Genomic DNA, 16,785 nt, shown 5'->3' on the forward strand with positions numbered 1-16,785 from the left:
CGCCAGCACTAGAAGAGAACGCTTAAGAAACTTAAACCGCTAAGTCTTGCTAGGTTTACCTAGATTTTTAAAAGCGGTGAATAGCTATATCATCAAACCTATGGACTTTAAGCTGTTGAAGCAAAGTATTCAGACGTTGCTGAGCTACTGGTTTCAAATCACGATGCTGCCTTTTCAATCTCAGGAGGAAGACCAGTCATGAGTAAAACTGAGCGCACAGTTTTGATTGTGGAGGATAGCCCGGAAGACACCGAAATGTATCGGCGGTATTTGCTGCGCGATCGCGACTATCACTATACGATTGTCGCTGCAAAGTCGGGACAGCAAGGGCTGTTGTGGTGGCAGCAGCACCAGCCGGATGTGGTGTTGCTCGACTACCGACTGCCGGATTTGGATGGACTAGAATTTCTGGGAGCCCTGCAAGCTCGAGCACCGCAACCAACCTTACCCGTGATTGTGGTGACGGGGCAGGGAAATGAGGCGATCGCAGTCCAGGCAATCAAAGCCGGCGCACAAGACTATATAGTGAAAGGACAAATCACGCTAGAAAGTTTGCAATTGGCGGTGCACAGGACGATCGAAGCCGTGGAGTTACGCCAGCAACTGCAACAGCGGATCGATCGCGATCGCGCGATCGCACAGATCGCGCAGAAAGTGCATGGAACGCTCAACCTCGATGAAATTCTGCACATCACTGTCGAAGAAGTGCGGCAGTTCCTGCATACCGATCGCGCGATCGTTTTCCGCTTAGAACCAGACGGCAAAGGAACTGTGATGGCAGAATCCGTTGGCGCCCAATGGATGTCAATTCTGTCAGCCCAGATCTACGATCCCTGTTTTGTCGAAAGCTATATCGATCGCTACCGTCAGGGAATGGTGACCGCAAAAACAGATATTCACGACGGCAGCATTTCCCCGTGCCACGTGGAAATGCTGACTCAGTATCAAGTTAAGGCGAATCTAGTGGTTCCCATTCAGCACGACGATCGGTTTTGGGGAGTGCTGATTGCTCATCACTGTACTAGCCCCCGCGAGTGGCAACCGTTGGAGATTGACTTGCTCCAGCAACTGTCAACTCAGGTGAGCATTGCTATCAGACAGGCGGAGCTTTATCAGCAAGGGCAACACGAACTCGCCGAACGCAAACGCACTCAATTCGTGTTGGGGGGCAGTGAAGAAAGACTGCGGTTGGCGCTGGCAGCCGCCCGCATGGGAACCTGGGACTGGAATATTTTGGAAAACAAAATTACCTGGTGTTCTAACATGGAAGAGCTGTTTGGGTTGGCGCCAGGAGAGTTTGATGGCTCCTACGATCGGTTTGTCGAAAGGCTGCATCCAGAAGACCGCGATCGCGTGCTAGAAGCGATCGATGCTGCTGTCGCTACGGGAGCCAACTATGAGATTGAATTTCGGGCGATCTACCCCAACGGCCGCATCAGGTGGGCGCTGAGCCTGGGGAAAGTGTTTTATAATGCGATCGGGCAACCGATTCGGATGTCGGGCGTGGATTTGGATATGACCGATCGCAAGCGCACCGAGGAAGCTCTGCGTCAGAGTGAAGAGTTTAGAAAACGGGTGTTGGAGAGCAGTCGCGACTGCATCAAAGTGCTCGATCTGGATGCACGGCTTTTATACATGAATGCAGGAGGAATGTGCCAATTGGAGATCGACGATCTCACCCCCTACCTGAACGCGGAATGGCTCTGTTTTTGGCAAGGCGAAGCTCGGCAAGAGGCAGAAGCTGCGATCGCGGCGGCGAAGGCAGGAGAACAGGGTAGATTCCAGGGCTTTTGTGCCACCGCCAAAGGCACGCCAAAATGGTGGGATGTGGTGGTAGTCCCGATGCGGGATGGCGCAGGGCAAGTGGTACAACTCTTATCGACTTCGCGGGATATGACCGATCGCAAACAAGCTGAAATCGAACGCGATCGCATTCTGCAATTAAAACAAGCTGCCCTGGCGGAATCGGAAAGAGTTAACCGCATCAAAGACGAGTTCTTAGCGGTTCTTTCTCACGAGTTGCGATCGCCCCTGAGCCCCATCTTAGCCTGGACAAAATTGCTGCAAACTGGCAAACTGGATGAAAGCAAAACTGTAAAAGCGTTAGTGACGATCGAACGCAATGTCAAAGCGCAGACTCAATTAATTGACGACTTGCTCGATATGGCTGGGGTGCTGCGCGGCAAACTGAGCCTGAATGTGACTGCCGTCAATTTGTTATGTACGATTGAATCTGCGATCGACACGGTGCAGACTGCCGCCACGGCCAAGTCAATTCTGATTTATCCGGTGCTATCCAATATCCGGTCAGTGTCTGGGGATGCCGTTCGGCTGCAGCAAATTGTCTGGAATTTGCTTTCCAACGCTGTCAAGTTCACTCCAAAGGGTGGACGAGTAGACATTCGACTAGAGGAAGCAGACAACCAAGCGCAGATAGTGATAACAGACACGGGCAAAGGCATCAATCCAGAATTCTTGCCGCACATCTTTGAGTCTTTCCGTCAAGAAGATGCTTCAGTTACCCGCAAACACGGAGGACTGGGGTTGGGACTGGCGATCGTTTATCAACTGGTAGAAGCCCACGGCGGAACAATCAAAGCTGACAGTTTTGGGTTCGGAAAAGGAGCGACTTTTACCGTCAGCCTGCCGCTGCTGAACGTCAAAAGAGAGAAAAATCGATCGGACAAATCATTAGAGAAAGAAGTGGATCTGACAGGCATCCGAGTGTTAGCAATTGACGACGAGCCTGACAGCCTGGAACTAATTGGGGTATTGCTCGATCGGGCGGGAGCAGAGGTGATGACAGTTGCATCTGCCCCTGAATTTTTGGTAGCCGTAGAGTCGTTTGGGCCCAATGTTTTGGTGAGCGATATTGGAATGCCAGAAGTCGATGGCTACAGTTTGCTCAGATATGTGCGTTGTCTGCCACCTCAGCGGGGGGGACTGGTCCCGGCGATCGCTTTGACTGCCTATGTTGGAGAAATGAACGAGCAACAAGCTCTGGCGGCGGGCTTTCAGAAGCACATTTCCAAGCCTGTCGATCCAAATCTATTGGTTGGGGCGATCGCGGATTTACTGAGCAAATAGCTATGGAAACATCAGCCTGCTGGTAACTTCGACTATCTACGAATTTTCCAGTATCCAGGTTCCCGGCTGCAATGCATAACCGCCAAAATCAGAATGTAGTCTTCCTCGATTGCGTACAGAATTCCATAAGGAAACCGACGCACCATATATCGTCGAACATCCTCATCAACAGCAACATAACGAGTAGGAGATGCTCTAATCCGATAAACCGTATCCTCAATAGCATTGATAAATGCTTGTGCAACCTCAACCCGTTGCTCTGTATAGTATGGAACTGCCTAGCATATTCAGTGAGAGATTCAGGGTGAAATACATATCTCATAGCTCAATCAGTCGCCTAACTTGAGCCAAAGCTTCTTCGCCTGCAATCGGTTGCACAGAACCATCCCGAACCTCGTCTCTGCGTCTTTTTGCTTCAGTAATCCAAACTGCCTGAATTGCTGAGTCGGTGTCGAATTCTAAGCTTTCTACCAATTTGTCTGCAAGGAGTGTCCTTGATTCATTAGGTAAAGATAATATTTCCTCTGTCAGTTGCTCGATCGACCGCATAGCTCCTCGCAGAATAATAAACTCTAGACTTATTCTAACAGTTGAGATTCACAACGTTTGGGCCTATCCTATTAACCTGAGGGCATTTCAAAACATCCGAGCTGCTGGCAAGGGCGTTTGAGATGCCCCAAAATAATCAATAGCGATCGAAGCATTTTTAAGAAAATGGCACAAAATCACAAGTCAACAGTTATCATCACCGGCGCATCCTCGGGCGTCGGCTTGTACGGCGCCAAAGCCCTTGCAGACAAAGGATGGCACGTAGTCATGGCCTGTCGCGACCTGCGCAAAGCCGGAGACGCCGCCCAAGAGTTGGGCATACCTCAAGGCAGTTTCACGATTATGCAGATTGACTTGGGCGATTTGGAAAGCGTGCGCCGCTTTGCGAGGGAATTCAAGGCCAGCGGCAGGCGCCTGGATGCTTTGGTGTGCAACGCGGCTATCTATATGCCTTTGATTAAGGAACCGCAGCGCAGCCCCGAGGGTTACGAGTTGACGATGACTACGAATCACTTGGGTCATTTTCTGCTGTGCAACCTGATGATGGATAGTATGAAACCTTCGTATTATCAAGATGCCAGAATCGTGATTTTGGGAACCGTGACGCACAATCCAGACGAGTTGGGCGGGAAGATTCCGCCGCGCCCGGATTTGGGAAATTTTGAGGGCTTTGAAGCGGGTTTTAAAGACCCGGTTTCGATGGCTGACGGCAAGAAGTTTGAACCTGTCAAGGCTTACAAAGATAGCAAAGTTTGCAACGTGCTGACGATGCGGGAACTGCACCGCCGCTTTCACGAATCGACGGGGATTAGTTTCACTTCGCTGTATCCGGGATGCGTCGCGGATACGCCGCTGTTCCGCAATCACTATCCTTTATTTCAAAAACTTTTCCCGCTGTTTCAGAAGAATATCACGGGCGGTTACGTATCGCAGGAGTTGGCGGGCGAAAGGCTGGCGATGGTGGTTGCCGATCCGGAATACAAGCAATCTGGCGCTTATTGGAGTTGGGGAAACCGGCAGAAAAAAGATGGTAAGTCTTTTGTGCAGAAGGTTTCTCCGCAGGCGCGCGATGATGAGAAAGGCGAGCGGATGTGGGAGTTGAGCGCTAGGTTGGTGGGTTTGGCTGACGGGGCTCAAATGGGTGCTGCACGTGCTGGCCGCTCTGCATAATTCATAGTTTGTACGCTCCTATCAAAGAAACCGGGTTTTTTACGCTTATCTGCGGGCTGTAACGCAGTATTTTCGAGAAAAACCCGGTTTCTTGCTAGTGGTGCGTGCAAGATTATTACGATTGCGAAATTACCCGCAATCAAGATGTTCGATCGTTCGGAATACAAGTCCTCATAAAATGAGAGAGGACTTGTATTCCGAACGCTCAAACCAATTTTATTGTGGTAGTTCAAGGGGAGATCGTATTAGCGGTTGCGCAACTGTTGGCGGCGACTGCTCTTTCCTTTTTTGCGGTTAAGATTAATTTCAAGTTTAGGGTGCTTAATTCCTGACAAGATTTTTACCGAATTATTCGAGATAATAATTATATCCTATGAGTTGTCGATCGCAAAAACTATTTTTAATCGCTGGCATCTTTGGGTTAGTTTGGTTGGGAAAACCAGCGAAAACAGCCGCTTTCGCCGTTGAAATTTTGACCTCAAAGGCTGAGAATTTGGCAGCCGTCAGCAGCGGAGCCGATCGCGCTTTGCTTCCCACCGACAGCAATTTCGACACTCGCGAAGATTTGACAAACCCTGACGAGCAAACGCCGTTACCTGCGCCCGCTCCCGAATTGCAGCCGGAAGTTGCCAATTGTGCCGATCGCGCATCAGACACCAAAACTCAAGCAACCGAGCTTTCTAGCCAAGAGCCAAAGCTAGAAGAAAATACCGGCACAAATCGAGATTCGCAGCTCGGCCAACTGCCCAACCCAATTCAACCGAGAGAGCCGGAATTACCTGCACCAACAGCCCCGCAACCTCCGCCGCCGTCTCCCCTCCAACCAACGGAGCTAACACCCGTTCCGGGCGATGTTAGACCGGGGATTCCGGGTACAATTAAGGTTTCGCGCTTTGAATTTGAGGGAAACACGGCTTTTAGCGATCGCGAACTCGCAGAAGTTACGCAACAGTTTGCGGGGCGCCCCATCACCTTTGCGGAACTGATCGCAGCAGAAGCAGCCGTCACTCAAAAATACGTAGCAGCAGGATACATCAATTCCGGGGCTGTAATCCCCGCCAACCAAACCTTTCCCAGAGAAGGAGGCGCGGTGAAAATTCGGATTGTCGAAGGCGGGTTAGATGAAATTCAGATTGCGGGAAACAGGCGTTTAAATGCAAATTACGTGCGATCGCGCTTGCAGCGCGCTACCAGAAGGCCGCTCAATCGCGAGCGGCTGCTGGAAGCCTTGCAAATGCTGCAACTCGACCCCTTAATTGCCAATATTTCCGCCGAATTGCAAGCCGGAAGCCGCCCGGAAAACAGCCGCTTGGAAGTGCGGATCAAAGAAGCAGACAGCTTTAGCGGCGAAGTTTTCCTAGACAACAACCGATCGCCCAGCGTCGGCAGTTTTCGGCGCGGCGCGCGCATCAATCAAGCAAATTTGCTGGGTTTCGGCGACGGGTTAGAGCTATCCTACGCTAACACCGACGGTAGCAACGAATTCAACGGCAGCTACACAGTCCCCGTCAACGCGCGCAACGGCACAATTCGGTTCGCTGCGAGCGCTGCTAGCACCAACGTCATCGAGGAACCGTTTGATGCTGCACAAATTGAGGGGAAATCGCGCACCTACGAGTTAACTTACCGCCAGCCGATTGTCGAAAAGCCCGATCGCACTTTGGCTTTGGGACTGAGTTTTTCGCGGCAAGAAAGCGATACATTCCTGATGGGGGAAAGATTTGCGCTTTCGGCGGGAGCGAACGATCGCGGCGAAACCCGGGTTTCGGCTGTGCGGTTTTTTCAGGAATACGTACAGCGGAGTTCCACTCAAGTGTTCGCGGCGCGATCGCAGTTTTCCCTCGGTACCGATTTTTTGGGCGCTACTGCGAACGATAGCGGGCCAGACAGCCACTTTCTGGCGTGGCGCGGACAAGCGCAGTACGTGCGGCTGCTAGCGCCAGAAACCTTGCTGATTCTGCGTTCCGACATTCAATTAGCCGATCGCCCGCTGCTTTCCCTCGAACAAATCGGGATCGGCGGCGTTCAAAGCGTGCGCGGATACCGGCAAGATTTGCTGTTAACTGATAGCGGTGCGATCGCCAGTGCTGAGGTGCGAATTCCGGTGTGGCGCGCGCCGAAAGTCAAAGGATTGTTACAAATCGCTCCGTTTGTCGATTTTGGGGTAGGCTGGAACCATTCGGGAGAAAAAGCGAATCCTGACTCTGACAAACTGCTGGGTGCGGGTTTGGGGCTAGTTTGGCAGATGGGCGATCGGTTGAATGTGCGTTTAGACTACGGTATTCCTTTGATTAATGCTCGATCGTCGGGCGATCGAACTTTCCAAGAAAAAGGCATCTACTTTAGAATCAATTATTTTCCGTTTTAAATTGTAGGTTGGGTTGAGCGCGATCGAACCCTACGCAACGCTAGAGCCCAACAGTTTCATCTTTAGCGCTGACGGTCAAATTTTATTAATACCATTTTTCTAAAATCGTGCAACACTCTTCGACCCCCCCTAGCCCCCCCGCTGTATTGCGGGGGGAACAAGAATACTGTTGCATTCTTTTTTAAAATTGGTATAAGTGGCGGGATCGATCGCACGATTAAACTGTGGGATATCGCAACCGGATGTTGTATTAGGACGTTGATGGGCGATCGCTGTATGAAGGCATGAATATTCAAGGCCCGGCGGCATTGACGAATGCTCAAAAAGCGACACTGAAAGCGTTAGGGTCTTTGATTTGACACTCGATCGAGATTCCGAATCATCTCCAAGGTCAGGCAGCGTTTACGAGATAACGGCACGCGCTTCACCGGACGGCGATAACCTTTGTATCATAACCACTAGCGTAATGCTCGGTTCCGCGTGCAAGCGCTTGTTAGGTTGCAAAGTCACTTATCATCGAATTATGCACAAAAATCGATTCGATCTGAGTGAGACTATGGTTGGGAGAATGAAGGTAGTTTATCGACTACTTTATCAATAATCCCATACGCCTTAGCTTCCTGGGCCGACATGAAAAAATCTTGCCCGGTATCGACTAGGATTCGCTCCAAGGGTTGACCAGTAAGATTTGCTAATAACTGACTGAGTTGTCTTTTCCAATGGAGAATTTCTTTTGCCTGAATTTCAATATCTGCTGCCTGCCCCTGAGCGCCCGCCAAAGGTTGATGAATCATAATTCGCGAGTGACGTAAGGCAAAACGTTTTCCCTTTGTACCTCCAGCCAACAGTATACTTCCCATAGAAGCCGACAGACCAATACTGACTGTTACAACATCTGAGCGAAGGGATTGCATAGTATCGTATATAGCCATACCCGATGTTACTGAACCCCCAGGGGAATTTATGTATAGATAAATATCTTTTCCTGGTGCTTGAGAATCTAGGTAAAGCAATTGAGCTACAACTGTCCTTGCCAAATCATTATCTATAGGTTGACTAATGATTACAATCCTTTTCTTAAGTAGTCTCTCAATAGTTTCCTTATGCGAATTACAGATAGCTGTGTTTGTAGTAGAGCTATTTGGAGCCTGAGCTAGTTCTAAACTTATTTCACCCCGCTTTAAAGTATCACCCATAGCTCTATCAGGATTGAAAATACCAATAATAATACCCGTAAAAATGGGAGAGGAAAATAACAGAAAGTATCTAAAATGCTTCTTCTTAATTAAGCTGCTCATGGTGCAAAACCTTTTGAAATTATCAACGTTGAGTCCATCCAAGTCATTTTTCAGCCATAACAGTTGACTATTTTGTGTATTCTTGCAGTTTTTGTAATCTCTTGTGCCTGCTAATTCATTGGAATAATGCAGCCTAACTTATAATTATGTCGCAGTTGCGGTACAATACTGCATATAGTCGAAAAATACCGCAGATCGATGATGTATGTCAACCCTTTCTTACTCCCCATCAGAATCTCCTTTCCTCGATCGAGTTTGCCGCACGATTCGCCTCAAGCACGCTATGCCATCGCACTGAAAAAAGCTATCTTTATTATATTGTCGCTCTAACACCCTCGGCGATCGGCTGTATGAAGGCATGAATATTCGAGAGGCAACGGGATTGACGACTATTTCTACTGACTCTTTAAACTGTCCAATCTTCGATCGATAACCCTGTTACTTTACCAAAATCTCTATGATTACGGGTTAACAAAATCAACCCACGGAACATTGCAATTGCCGCGATCCGAGCATCCATCGAGAGCCAGTTGAATCCGTTGTGACTGTAATCGATCAAATGTTGTAGCCGCACCTGCATCGAATGAGACAAGGGGCAACACTTTGAAGTCACTAACGAGCCGCGCCATCATTGTATACCCTTTCACTACGTCATCCGGGTTACGAGCACGATTAATATAAGCGTGACAGCCAAGCATCTGTTCATGAAACGTTACAGTCGATACGGCAAAATCTGATAGTGGGTACTGAGCCATGCGCGTCGAAAGGTTGCTAAAATCTCTCCCGGCTTGACGTTGAAGAATACTCAGATGATCTGTATCCAGTAAATATTTCATAGCTCATCTTGAGCTTCGAGGAGAGACTCATCCCCTTGGCGAATCGCTCGTCCATAGGCAAGTAGCTCCTCAAAGGCAGGTTCATCTTTGAAAGACCCTATAATTTGTTGCAACCAATTCGTCGGTTGAGAAGCCACAATTTGCTTCTGCAACTGTGCGATCGCTGCTTCCACTGCTGCAAGCCGTTCTTCTAAAGAAGTGTTAATTGCCATTTGAGTTTCCCTAATTAATCGTTCCTATCCTAAAGTAATTTCATGCGGATAAGGTCGCAGTCATAAACCGACGCTCGCGGTCAGCAGCATAAGCAATGCAGGCTTTTAAATCTTCTCGCGTCAGATCGGGAAAATCACCCTTGAATTTCTGCTTCGGTCATCTCGGAAGCCAGGTACTCAAGCACTTCATAAACCGTAATTCGCAAGCCGCGTACACAAGGCTTACCACCGCGTTTATTGGGTTCGATCGTGATGTGGTTTCGGTAGTTCATAGTTGGAATTATCCTCATTGTGTTCTCGACCTTTGCAAAATCTTAGCCTATGGCTGCGGATCTGGCAAGGTTGTCAATCTTGTTTTTAATACGATCTATCTTCTGAGAGTCAACCTTCGGACGCATATTCTGCACACATATTTAAACAGAAACAGATTTCCTCAGCCGTCGCACTGAAAAAAAGCTATCTTTATTATATTTGGGAAAAGTCCACTTGAGGGGGTGAAAGAGAGTCGCTCGAACACCCTCGGCGATTGGAAAAATCGAGACATTCATCAGAACTTCTTCACGCTCGAATCACTGTAATCGATCGCCCCATATTCGTTGAACGAAGTTCAAGTGCGTTGCAAAAGCTATTGGGGCGATTCAGCAAAGCATTGTAGTAGAGGTAGGCATCATCCCGTTCATCTTCAAGAAGAGCGTACAGGGTCAGTTCTGGCTCTGCGGCTAGACGATCTTTAGGAAAATCTAAGCCCGCTTCGGCTAGGCGCGTTGCTGCGATCGCGACTAACAATGACCCAACTGTATTCGTCTTACCATGATGAAGATCGTGCAGTCCAGGTAGAATTAGCTCCGCTCCCGGCAACTCATTCAAGCTCATGACTGTTCCTCCCAAGACTTGCATCAATCGTTCTATCTTCTCAGAGTCAACGTTTGGACGCATATTCTGCACACATATTTAAACAGAAACAGATTTCCTCAGCCGTCGCACTGAAAAAAAGCTATCTTTATTATATTTGGGAAAAGTCCACTTGAGGGGGTGAAGGAGAGTCGATCGAACACCCTCGGCGATCGGAAAAATTGAGACACTCATCAGAACTTACTCACCCTCGCACTGATACAATCCAAGTATAGCAATCCTCGCATCATTTGTGAATTTATTACTCCCTCCCCTTACTAAGCGGAGGGTTGGGGTGGGGTAAAAAGATTTATGACTCCTGCAAGGATTGCTATATATAATTATGATGGAACCGGAAACGATATTATTTATATAATAGGATTTCAGCTATGTCTCGCCTGTCTTCCGCCCTACTTTTTGTTTTCTTATTGCTATTTCCCTCGAAAACCTTCGCCCAAATCATCCCAGACGGCACTTTGGGCCCAGAAAGTTCCCGCACTGTTTCCGATACTATCAACAACTTACCGAGCGATCGCCTTGAAGGCGGCGCAACTCGCGGCTCTAATCTCTTTCACAGTTTCCGCGAATTCAACATCAATGAAGGGCGGGGAGCTTATTTTGAAAATCCCAGCGGAGTTACTAACATTTTCACCCGCGTTACAGGCGGCAACTCATCTAATATATTAGGAACCATCGGAGTGCAAGGCAACGCCAATTTATTTTTAATAAACCCGAAAGGAATTGTCTTCGGGCCGAACGCTCGGTTAGATTTGCGCGGCTCGTTTATCGGTTCAAGTGCTGACAGTATTGTGTTTAATAACGGCGTTGAATTCAGCAGCAGCAACCCGCAAACACCTGGGTTGTTAACAGTTAATATTCCCGTGGGTTTAAGATTTCGAGACAATCCCGGTACAATTGTCAATCAATCCACGGCTACAGGAAAAGTAAATCTCCCAGCATCTCCCCTGGCAATTCCAATTACAGATCGAGTAGGTTTAGCAGTAGACAAGGGTCAAACTTTAGCACTGATTGGCGGCGACATCCAACTCCCAGGCGGCAATTTAACCGCGAGCGGCGGACAAGTTTTGCTCGGTAGCACAGCCAGTTCCGGTTTAGTTAATTTGACCGTGACATCGGGCCCACAGCAGGAAAATTTAAGTTTAAATTATGGCAATATTCAGAACTTCGGCAATATTCAAATATCCGATGGCACACTCATCAACACGAGCGGCACCGGTGGCGGCCGAGTAGATATTAAAGGTGGAAATGTCGCCCTCAGCAGTGCGCGAATTTATGCGCTGACACTGGGAAATATTGATGGTAGAGGTATTGACATTAATGCCCAAAAGTTGCGAGTGCAAAACGGCACGCAATTTTCTACTTTCACTCTAGGAGATGGTGCCGGAGGCAATATCAACTTGCGCGCTGCTGATTCAGTAGAAATGAGCGGGCGGGGAGTTGATGGCTTTCAACAGGTGGCAATTAAATATCTGGTATCGGGAACCACAGACCCGTTTGACCCGCTGTTTACGCTGTTTAATGCTAGTGCTGGCGCTGGTTCGGGGGGGAATATTACGATCGATACCGGGCGCCTGCTATTCAACAATGGGGTACTGGGTAGCGGTATCACTTTTGGCGGTGGAAGAGGCGGAAATTTAATTATTCGCGCCAATACTTTTGAGATGGTGGGTTCTGGAATCAACAACGGGACAGCGAAAGAAAGTACCGGTGCGGGAGGAAGCATTACTGTTGATGTCAATCGATTAATTATGCGCGACGGTTCTCTTCTGGGTACCACCAGCTACAGCAGCGGCCCGTCGGGGAATATTAACGTTAAAGCTGCTGAATCAGTAGAATTGTCAAACAGCGGCCCGAGAACAGTTGTATCAACTGGAATTAGCACGCTGAGTATCGGTTCTAGCGGCAGGGCGGGGAATATTAATGTTGATACCAAGCGGTTGAGTCTTTCTGGGGGTTCTGCGTTTACATTGGGAACGGGTGTATTGGTTGGCAGATTTTTGTTTTCTCAGGATGGGGGACCTGCTGGAAATTTAACAGTTAAAGCTAGTGAATCAGTAGAAATTTCGGGTATTTCTCAACTTTTGACCAGCGGAATTCAAAATGCTAGCGGGCTGACTTCTGGAACGTTGAGCTCTAGTCGGGGCGGGGATATTCGGATTGATACTCCCAGCCTAACCGTGCGGGATGGGGGAATAGTTTCTACGAGTTCTTTGGGTAGGGGAGATGTGGGGAATATTACTGTGAATGCCGATCGCATCCAGGTCAGCGGCAGCGGCAATAACGGTCTGTTTGTCAGTACGATCGACGCTTCGGTTGGCAAAACTTTTGGTACTAATCCCAATGCTACAGCAAATGCCGGCTCGTTGAATCTGAATGCGCGCGATCGACTAACTGTCACGAATGGAGCTACAATCACGGTGCAGGCTACGGGAACCGGGCGCGCTGGTAATATCAATATTGTCGCAAATTTGATCGGCCTGGACAACAAAGCGAGGATTGACGGCACAACTGTATCGGGTACTGGAGCCAATATTAACCTGCAAGCACAAGACATTCAATTGCGCCGCGGGAGTCGAATTACCACCGACGCGGGCAATTCTGACGGCGGCAATATCAACATCAACAGCGGCATTCTTCTCGCCCTCCCGCAAGAAAACAGCGATATTACTGCTAATGCGCGCACAGCAGCCGGCGGCCGCGTGAATGTGAATGTCCCGAATGTTTTTGGTTTTGCAGCAACGGGCCGCGAACAAGTCAGAAGCAGGTTGAATCTCAGTGACGCGCAATTTGCAGCTTTACAAGTAAGTCCTACTTCTCTGCTAAATAGCAGCGACATCGCCGCGATTTCCCAAAGTGGGGGCCCGGCTTTGCAAGGGGCGGTAACATTTAGTTCTTCTGGGGTGAATCCCGCTCAAGGTTTAATGGAACTGCCGCAAAATGTGGTAAATCCGGCTGCGTTAATTGCTGCAAATCCCTGCATCGAAGGGCAAGAGAACGAGTTTACCGTGACTGGGCGGGGGGGAGTGCCGCCGAGTCCTAATGATGTTCTCAGCAGCAATTCTAGCCAGTTTAACTGGGTGGAACCAGCGGTAGGTGGAAGTCAGCAAGTAGAAGGCCGCCTAGCATCCATAGAAATTCGGCCAACAGAAATTATTCCCGCTCAAGGTTGGGCAATGGACGATCGAGGACAAGTAACGCTGGTAGCGTATAATTCAGGTGGTGGTGCATCTATTCGCAGTCCCAAATCGACGGGTGTTTGCGTACCTCGATAGATACTCTTCAGGTTTTAGCTACCCGATCGCTATTTTCCTAATATTAAATTAAGCAGACTTAAAAGATGCCCCGCCAATCTTCCGCCCTATTTTTTGCATTATTACTGTTGTGTCCTTTCCCTGCGATCGCCCAAATCATCCCCGATAATAGCTTGGGTGCAGAAAGTTCGCGGACAGTTGCCGATACGATTAATAACTTACCCTCAGATAGAATCACTGGCGGCGCAATTCGCGGCGTTAACCTCTTTCACAGTTTCGGGGAATTCAACATCAAGGGCGGACGCGGAGCCTATTTTGAAAATCCCAGCCCAATTGCCAACATCTTCACCCGCGTTACGGGTGGCAACCCTTCTAATATTTTAGGAACTCTGGGAGTTTTGGGGAACGGCAACTTATTTTTAATTAACCCAAAAGGGATTGTCTTTGGGCCGAATGCTCGGTTAGATTTGCGCGGTTCATTTGTCGGTTCCAGTGCATCGGGTGTTGTCTTTAATAATGGCTTTGAATTTAGCAGCGCCAACCCGCAAACAGTACCGTTGTTAGCGATTAATATTCCTGTGGGTTTAAGGTTTAGAGACACTCCCGGTGCAATTGTCAACGCTTCCAGTGTCACCCAAGTTATTCAAGACACCACAATCCCCGTTGGTTTAGCAGTTCCTCCCGGTCAAACCTTAGCACTGGTAGGAGGAGATTTAATTTTTAATAATGGTTTTGCCAGTGCTTTTAGTGGCAACATTCAATTAGGAAGTGTGGCGAGTCCGGGTTTGGTAAGCTTCAACATCACGCCTGTTGGATTAGGTTTGGATTATACAAATATTGCCAATTTTGGCAATATTGAATTTTCAGGTTTATCGGCGGTGACAGCTAGCGGGCCGGGGGGAGGCGCGATCGCACTCCGGGGAGGAAACGTGACATTGCGCGATCGATCGAGCCTAGTATCCGATACCTTGGGAAGCATTGACGGCCGCGGCATCGATATCGAAGCAGTGCGCTTTAGCCTTCTAGATCGAGCCTTTGTCGGCTCCAGCACTAGCGGAAGCGGAGCCGGAGGCAATATCAATGTCCGGGCCGCCGAGAATGTAGAACTCAGGGGAACAGGATTTGAGAACTTTCGGCGGCTGGTTCTCGATCCCGGTGCAGCACAAAAGCCGCCAGATGTCACCTCCCGCGAAAGCAACATAATTACTGGTACCGTCGGTGCCGGTAGAGCCGGAGATATCGCGATCGCCACCAAACAGTTAACGCTCCGAGAGGGCTCGGTAATAGCCAACCCCGCACTCGGTACCGGAGACGGCTCTGGTGTGACAATTAGAGCCTCCGAATCAGTAGAAGTCAACGCCTCCGGCTTGTTCACCACAACTTTTAACCGAGGAAATGCAGGCAGTATAGAAATCGAGACCGGCAAGCTGAGCGTCACCGACGGAGCCGTCGTCTCGCCCTCAACTTTTGGTGCCGGGAACGGCGGGAATCTGATCGTGAGAGCCTCTGACTCGGTAATAGTGTCGAGAGATCGATCGGATAGCCCCCTGAGTACAGCCCTAGCCGCCAACAGTATTGGCGGCACGGGAAGGGCTGGAAACATCGAAATTAACACCCGCTCCCTGCGCGCAGAGCTGGGGGCTGACATCTCTTCTTCGAGCGGGGTGAGTACAGTAGAAAGGCTGATTCCTGCGGGGGGGCCCGGCGGAAACATCACCGTCAACGCCTCAGACTCCGTTGAAGTTATCGGCACCGCTCCGGGCGCGCTCCCTTCCCGAAGTCTGATCGCTGCGGGAACGACGGGGAGCGGCAAAGGCGGCGATGTGACGGTGAACGCCAGACGGTTGATTGTCCGGGACGGAGCAGCCATCGGAGCCTCAACTCTGGGTGCGGGACAAGGGGGAAATATAACTGTCAGTGCTTCGGAGTCGGTGGAACTAGCCGGAACTACCAGAGACGGCATCTTTAAGGGCGGGATCAGCACAGCTTCGGGAGATTTGCTGTACCAGACTTTGTTCGGGGTGCAGCCTCCATCCGGTGCGGCGGGAAGCTTGAGCATTGCAACGGGCCGGTTGAGCGTCCGAGACGGTGCAACGGTTAGCGTCCAGAGTTTTGGAACGGGAGCAGCAGGTAGTATGAATGTTGTCGCAAATTCGATCGCCCTCGACAACAAAAGCAGCATTGACGGCACGACTGTATCGGGTATCGGGGCGAATATTAACTTGCGATCGGGCGACATCCAGTTGCGCCGGGGGAGCCGCATTACCACCGATGCGGGCGCTGCTGACGGCGGCAACATCAACATCAACAGCGATATTCTGGTTGCCTTACCCAAGGAAAATAGCGACATCACCGCTAATGCGCGATCGGCCCTTGGCGGCCGCGTTAATATCAATGTCCCCAATGTTTTCGGGTTTACAGCAGTTAGCCGCGAACAAGTGCGAGGTAGTTTGGGATTAACAGATGCTCAATTTGGTACCCTGCAAGTAAGTCCTACTTCTCTAGTTCCTACCAGCGATATTGCGGCTATTTCTCAATCTGGTGGGCCTGCTTTGCAAGGGACAGTAACATTTAGTTCTTCTGGGGTGAATCCCGCTCAAGGTTTAGTGGAACTGCCGCAAAATGTGGTCGATCCGGCTGCGTTAATTGCTGCAAATCCCTGCATCGAAGGGCAAGAGAACGAGTTTACCGTGACTGGTCGGGGGGGAGTGCCGCCTAGTCCTAACGATGCCCTCAGCAGCGCAGAAGTGCCGTTTCCGTGGGTAGAAGGGGAAGGAAGTTCGACAACGAGCACTGCACGGGATTTAACCGATGTAACGGATAGACGGAAGATAGAAGAAAGGGAAAAAACAGCTCGGGAAGTTGTTCCGGCGCAAGGTTGGGTGGTGAATTCTCAGGGGGATGTGACACTTGTTGGATATAATCCGGGTAACGCTGCTTCGGGGCGGAATCCTCGGCCAAGTTCTGTTTGTGGGCCGCGCTGAAATTAGGTTTTTTTAAACCGCAGATGTAGGCCCATTGACGCGGATTAACGCGGATGAAGAATAAGATGTATTTAGGTTAATTAGTATGTGTGTCTGCGGTTGTAATTTTATTTTTTAA

The 16,785-nt window shown here is 49.6% G+C and carries 11 protein-coding genes and 1 pseudogene; 5 read left to right on the plus strand and 7 right to left on the minus strand.

What is annotated here, in order from left to right; genetic code table 11:
* Positions 1-198 precede the first annotated feature (198 nt).
* The gene (locus tag QUB63_RS28535; protein WP_332948746.1) at positions 199-3,087 is read left to right on the plus strand and encodes a response regulator; all 2,889 of its coding nucleotides are present in this window, start codon (positions 199-201) and stop codon (positions 3,085-3,087) included.
* 32 nt (positions 3,088-3,119) lie between these two features.
* On the opposite strand, the gene QUB63_RS28540 is transcribed toward QUB63_RS28535, so the two are convergent.
* Both QUB63_RS28540 and QUB63_RS28545 read right to left on the minus strand, forming a co-directional pair.
* Positions 3,120-3,317 carry a type II toxin-antitoxin system RelE/ParE family toxin gene (locus QUB63_RS28540; protein ID WP_332948822.1) on the minus strand — a complete coding sequence of 66 codons (198 nt, stop codon included), beginning with the start codon at positions 3,315-3,317 and terminating at the stop codon, positions 3,120-3,122.
* An 88-nt stretch (positions 3,318-3,405) separates the two neighbouring features.
* Positions 3,406-3,636: an addiction module protein gene (locus QUB63_RS28545; RefSeq protein WP_332948747.1), complete on the minus strand. Its 231-nt coding sequence runs from the start codon at positions 3,634-3,636 to the stop codon at positions 3,406-3,408.
* 165 nt (positions 3,637-3,801) lie between these two features.
* Here QUB63_RS28545 and QUB63_RS28550 point away from each other — a divergent pair, with 165 nt between their 5' ends.
* Entirely contained in the window at positions 3,802-4,806 is a 1,005-nt protein-coding gene (locus QUB63_RS28550; protein ID WP_332948748.1) for a protochlorophyllide reductase, read from the plus strand.
* A 373-nt stretch (positions 4,807-5,179) separates the two neighbouring features.
* Positions 5,180-7,174, plus strand: a complete 1,995-nt coding sequence (locus tag QUB63_RS28555; RefSeq protein WP_332948749.1) for a ShlB/FhaC/HecB family hemolysin secretion/activation protein — start codon at positions 5,180-5,182, stop codon at positions 7,172-7,174.
* Positions 7,175-7,728: 554 nt separating this feature from the next.
* On the opposite strand, the gene QUB63_RS28560 is transcribed toward QUB63_RS28555, so the two are convergent.
* From QUB63_RS28560 to QUB63_RS28580, 5 genes and pseudogenes are all read right to left on the minus strand, one after another.
* Positions 7,729-8,472 (minus strand): ATP-dependent Clp protease proteolytic subunit, encoded by a 744-nt coding sequence (locus QUB63_RS28560; protein WP_332948750.1) that lies wholly within the window; start codon positions 8,470-8,472, stop codon positions 7,729-7,731.
* Between the two features lie 461 nt (positions 8,473-8,933).
* A complete protein-coding gene (locus QUB63_RS28565) occupies positions 8,934-9,308 on the minus strand; it encodes a type II toxin-antitoxin system VapC family toxin (RefSeq protein ID WP_332948751.1) in 375 nt (124 codons plus the stop codon).
* The gene (locus QUB63_RS28570; RefSeq protein ID WP_265238029.1) at positions 9,305-9,520 is read right to left on the minus strand and encodes a hypothetical protein; all 216 of its coding nucleotides are present in this window, start codon (positions 9,518-9,520) and stop codon (positions 9,305-9,307) included. The genes QUB63_RS28565 and QUB63_RS28570 overlap by 4 nt, the downstream gene beginning before the upstream one ends.
* Before the next feature lie 40 nt (positions 9,521-9,560).
* Positions 9,561-9,792: pseudogene (locus QUB63_RS28575) on the minus strand (DUF433 domain-containing protein).
* A gap of 286 nt (positions 9,793-10,078) precedes the next feature.
* On the minus strand, positions 10,079-10,456 hold the full coding sequence (locus QUB63_RS28580) for a hypothetical protein (RefSeq protein ID WP_332948752.1): 378 nt from the start codon (positions 10,454-10,456) through the stop codon (positions 10,079-10,081).
* Positions 10,457-10,800: 344 nt separating this feature from the next.
* On the opposite strand from QUB63_RS28580, the gene QUB63_RS28585 reads away from it, so the two are divergent.
* Positions 10,801-13,704 carry a two-partner secretion domain-containing protein gene (locus QUB63_RS28585; RefSeq protein WP_332948753.1) on the plus strand — a complete coding sequence of 968 codons (2,904 nt, stop codon included), beginning with the start codon at positions 10,801-10,803 and terminating at the stop codon, positions 13,702-13,704.
* 65 nt (positions 13,705-13,769) lie between these two features.
* Complete coding sequence (locus QUB63_RS28590) at positions 13,770-16,667, plus strand: S-layer family protein (RefSeq protein ID WP_332948754.1); 2,898 nt, start codon at positions 13,770-13,772, stop codon at positions 16,665-16,667.
* Positions 16,668-16,785: the final 118 nt, after the last annotated feature.

It is taken from the genome of Microcoleus sp. ARI1-B5 (genome assembly GCF_036705795.1).
Lineage (GTDB): Bacteria > Cyanobacteriota > Cyanobacteriia > Cyanobacteriales > Microcoleaceae > Microcoleus.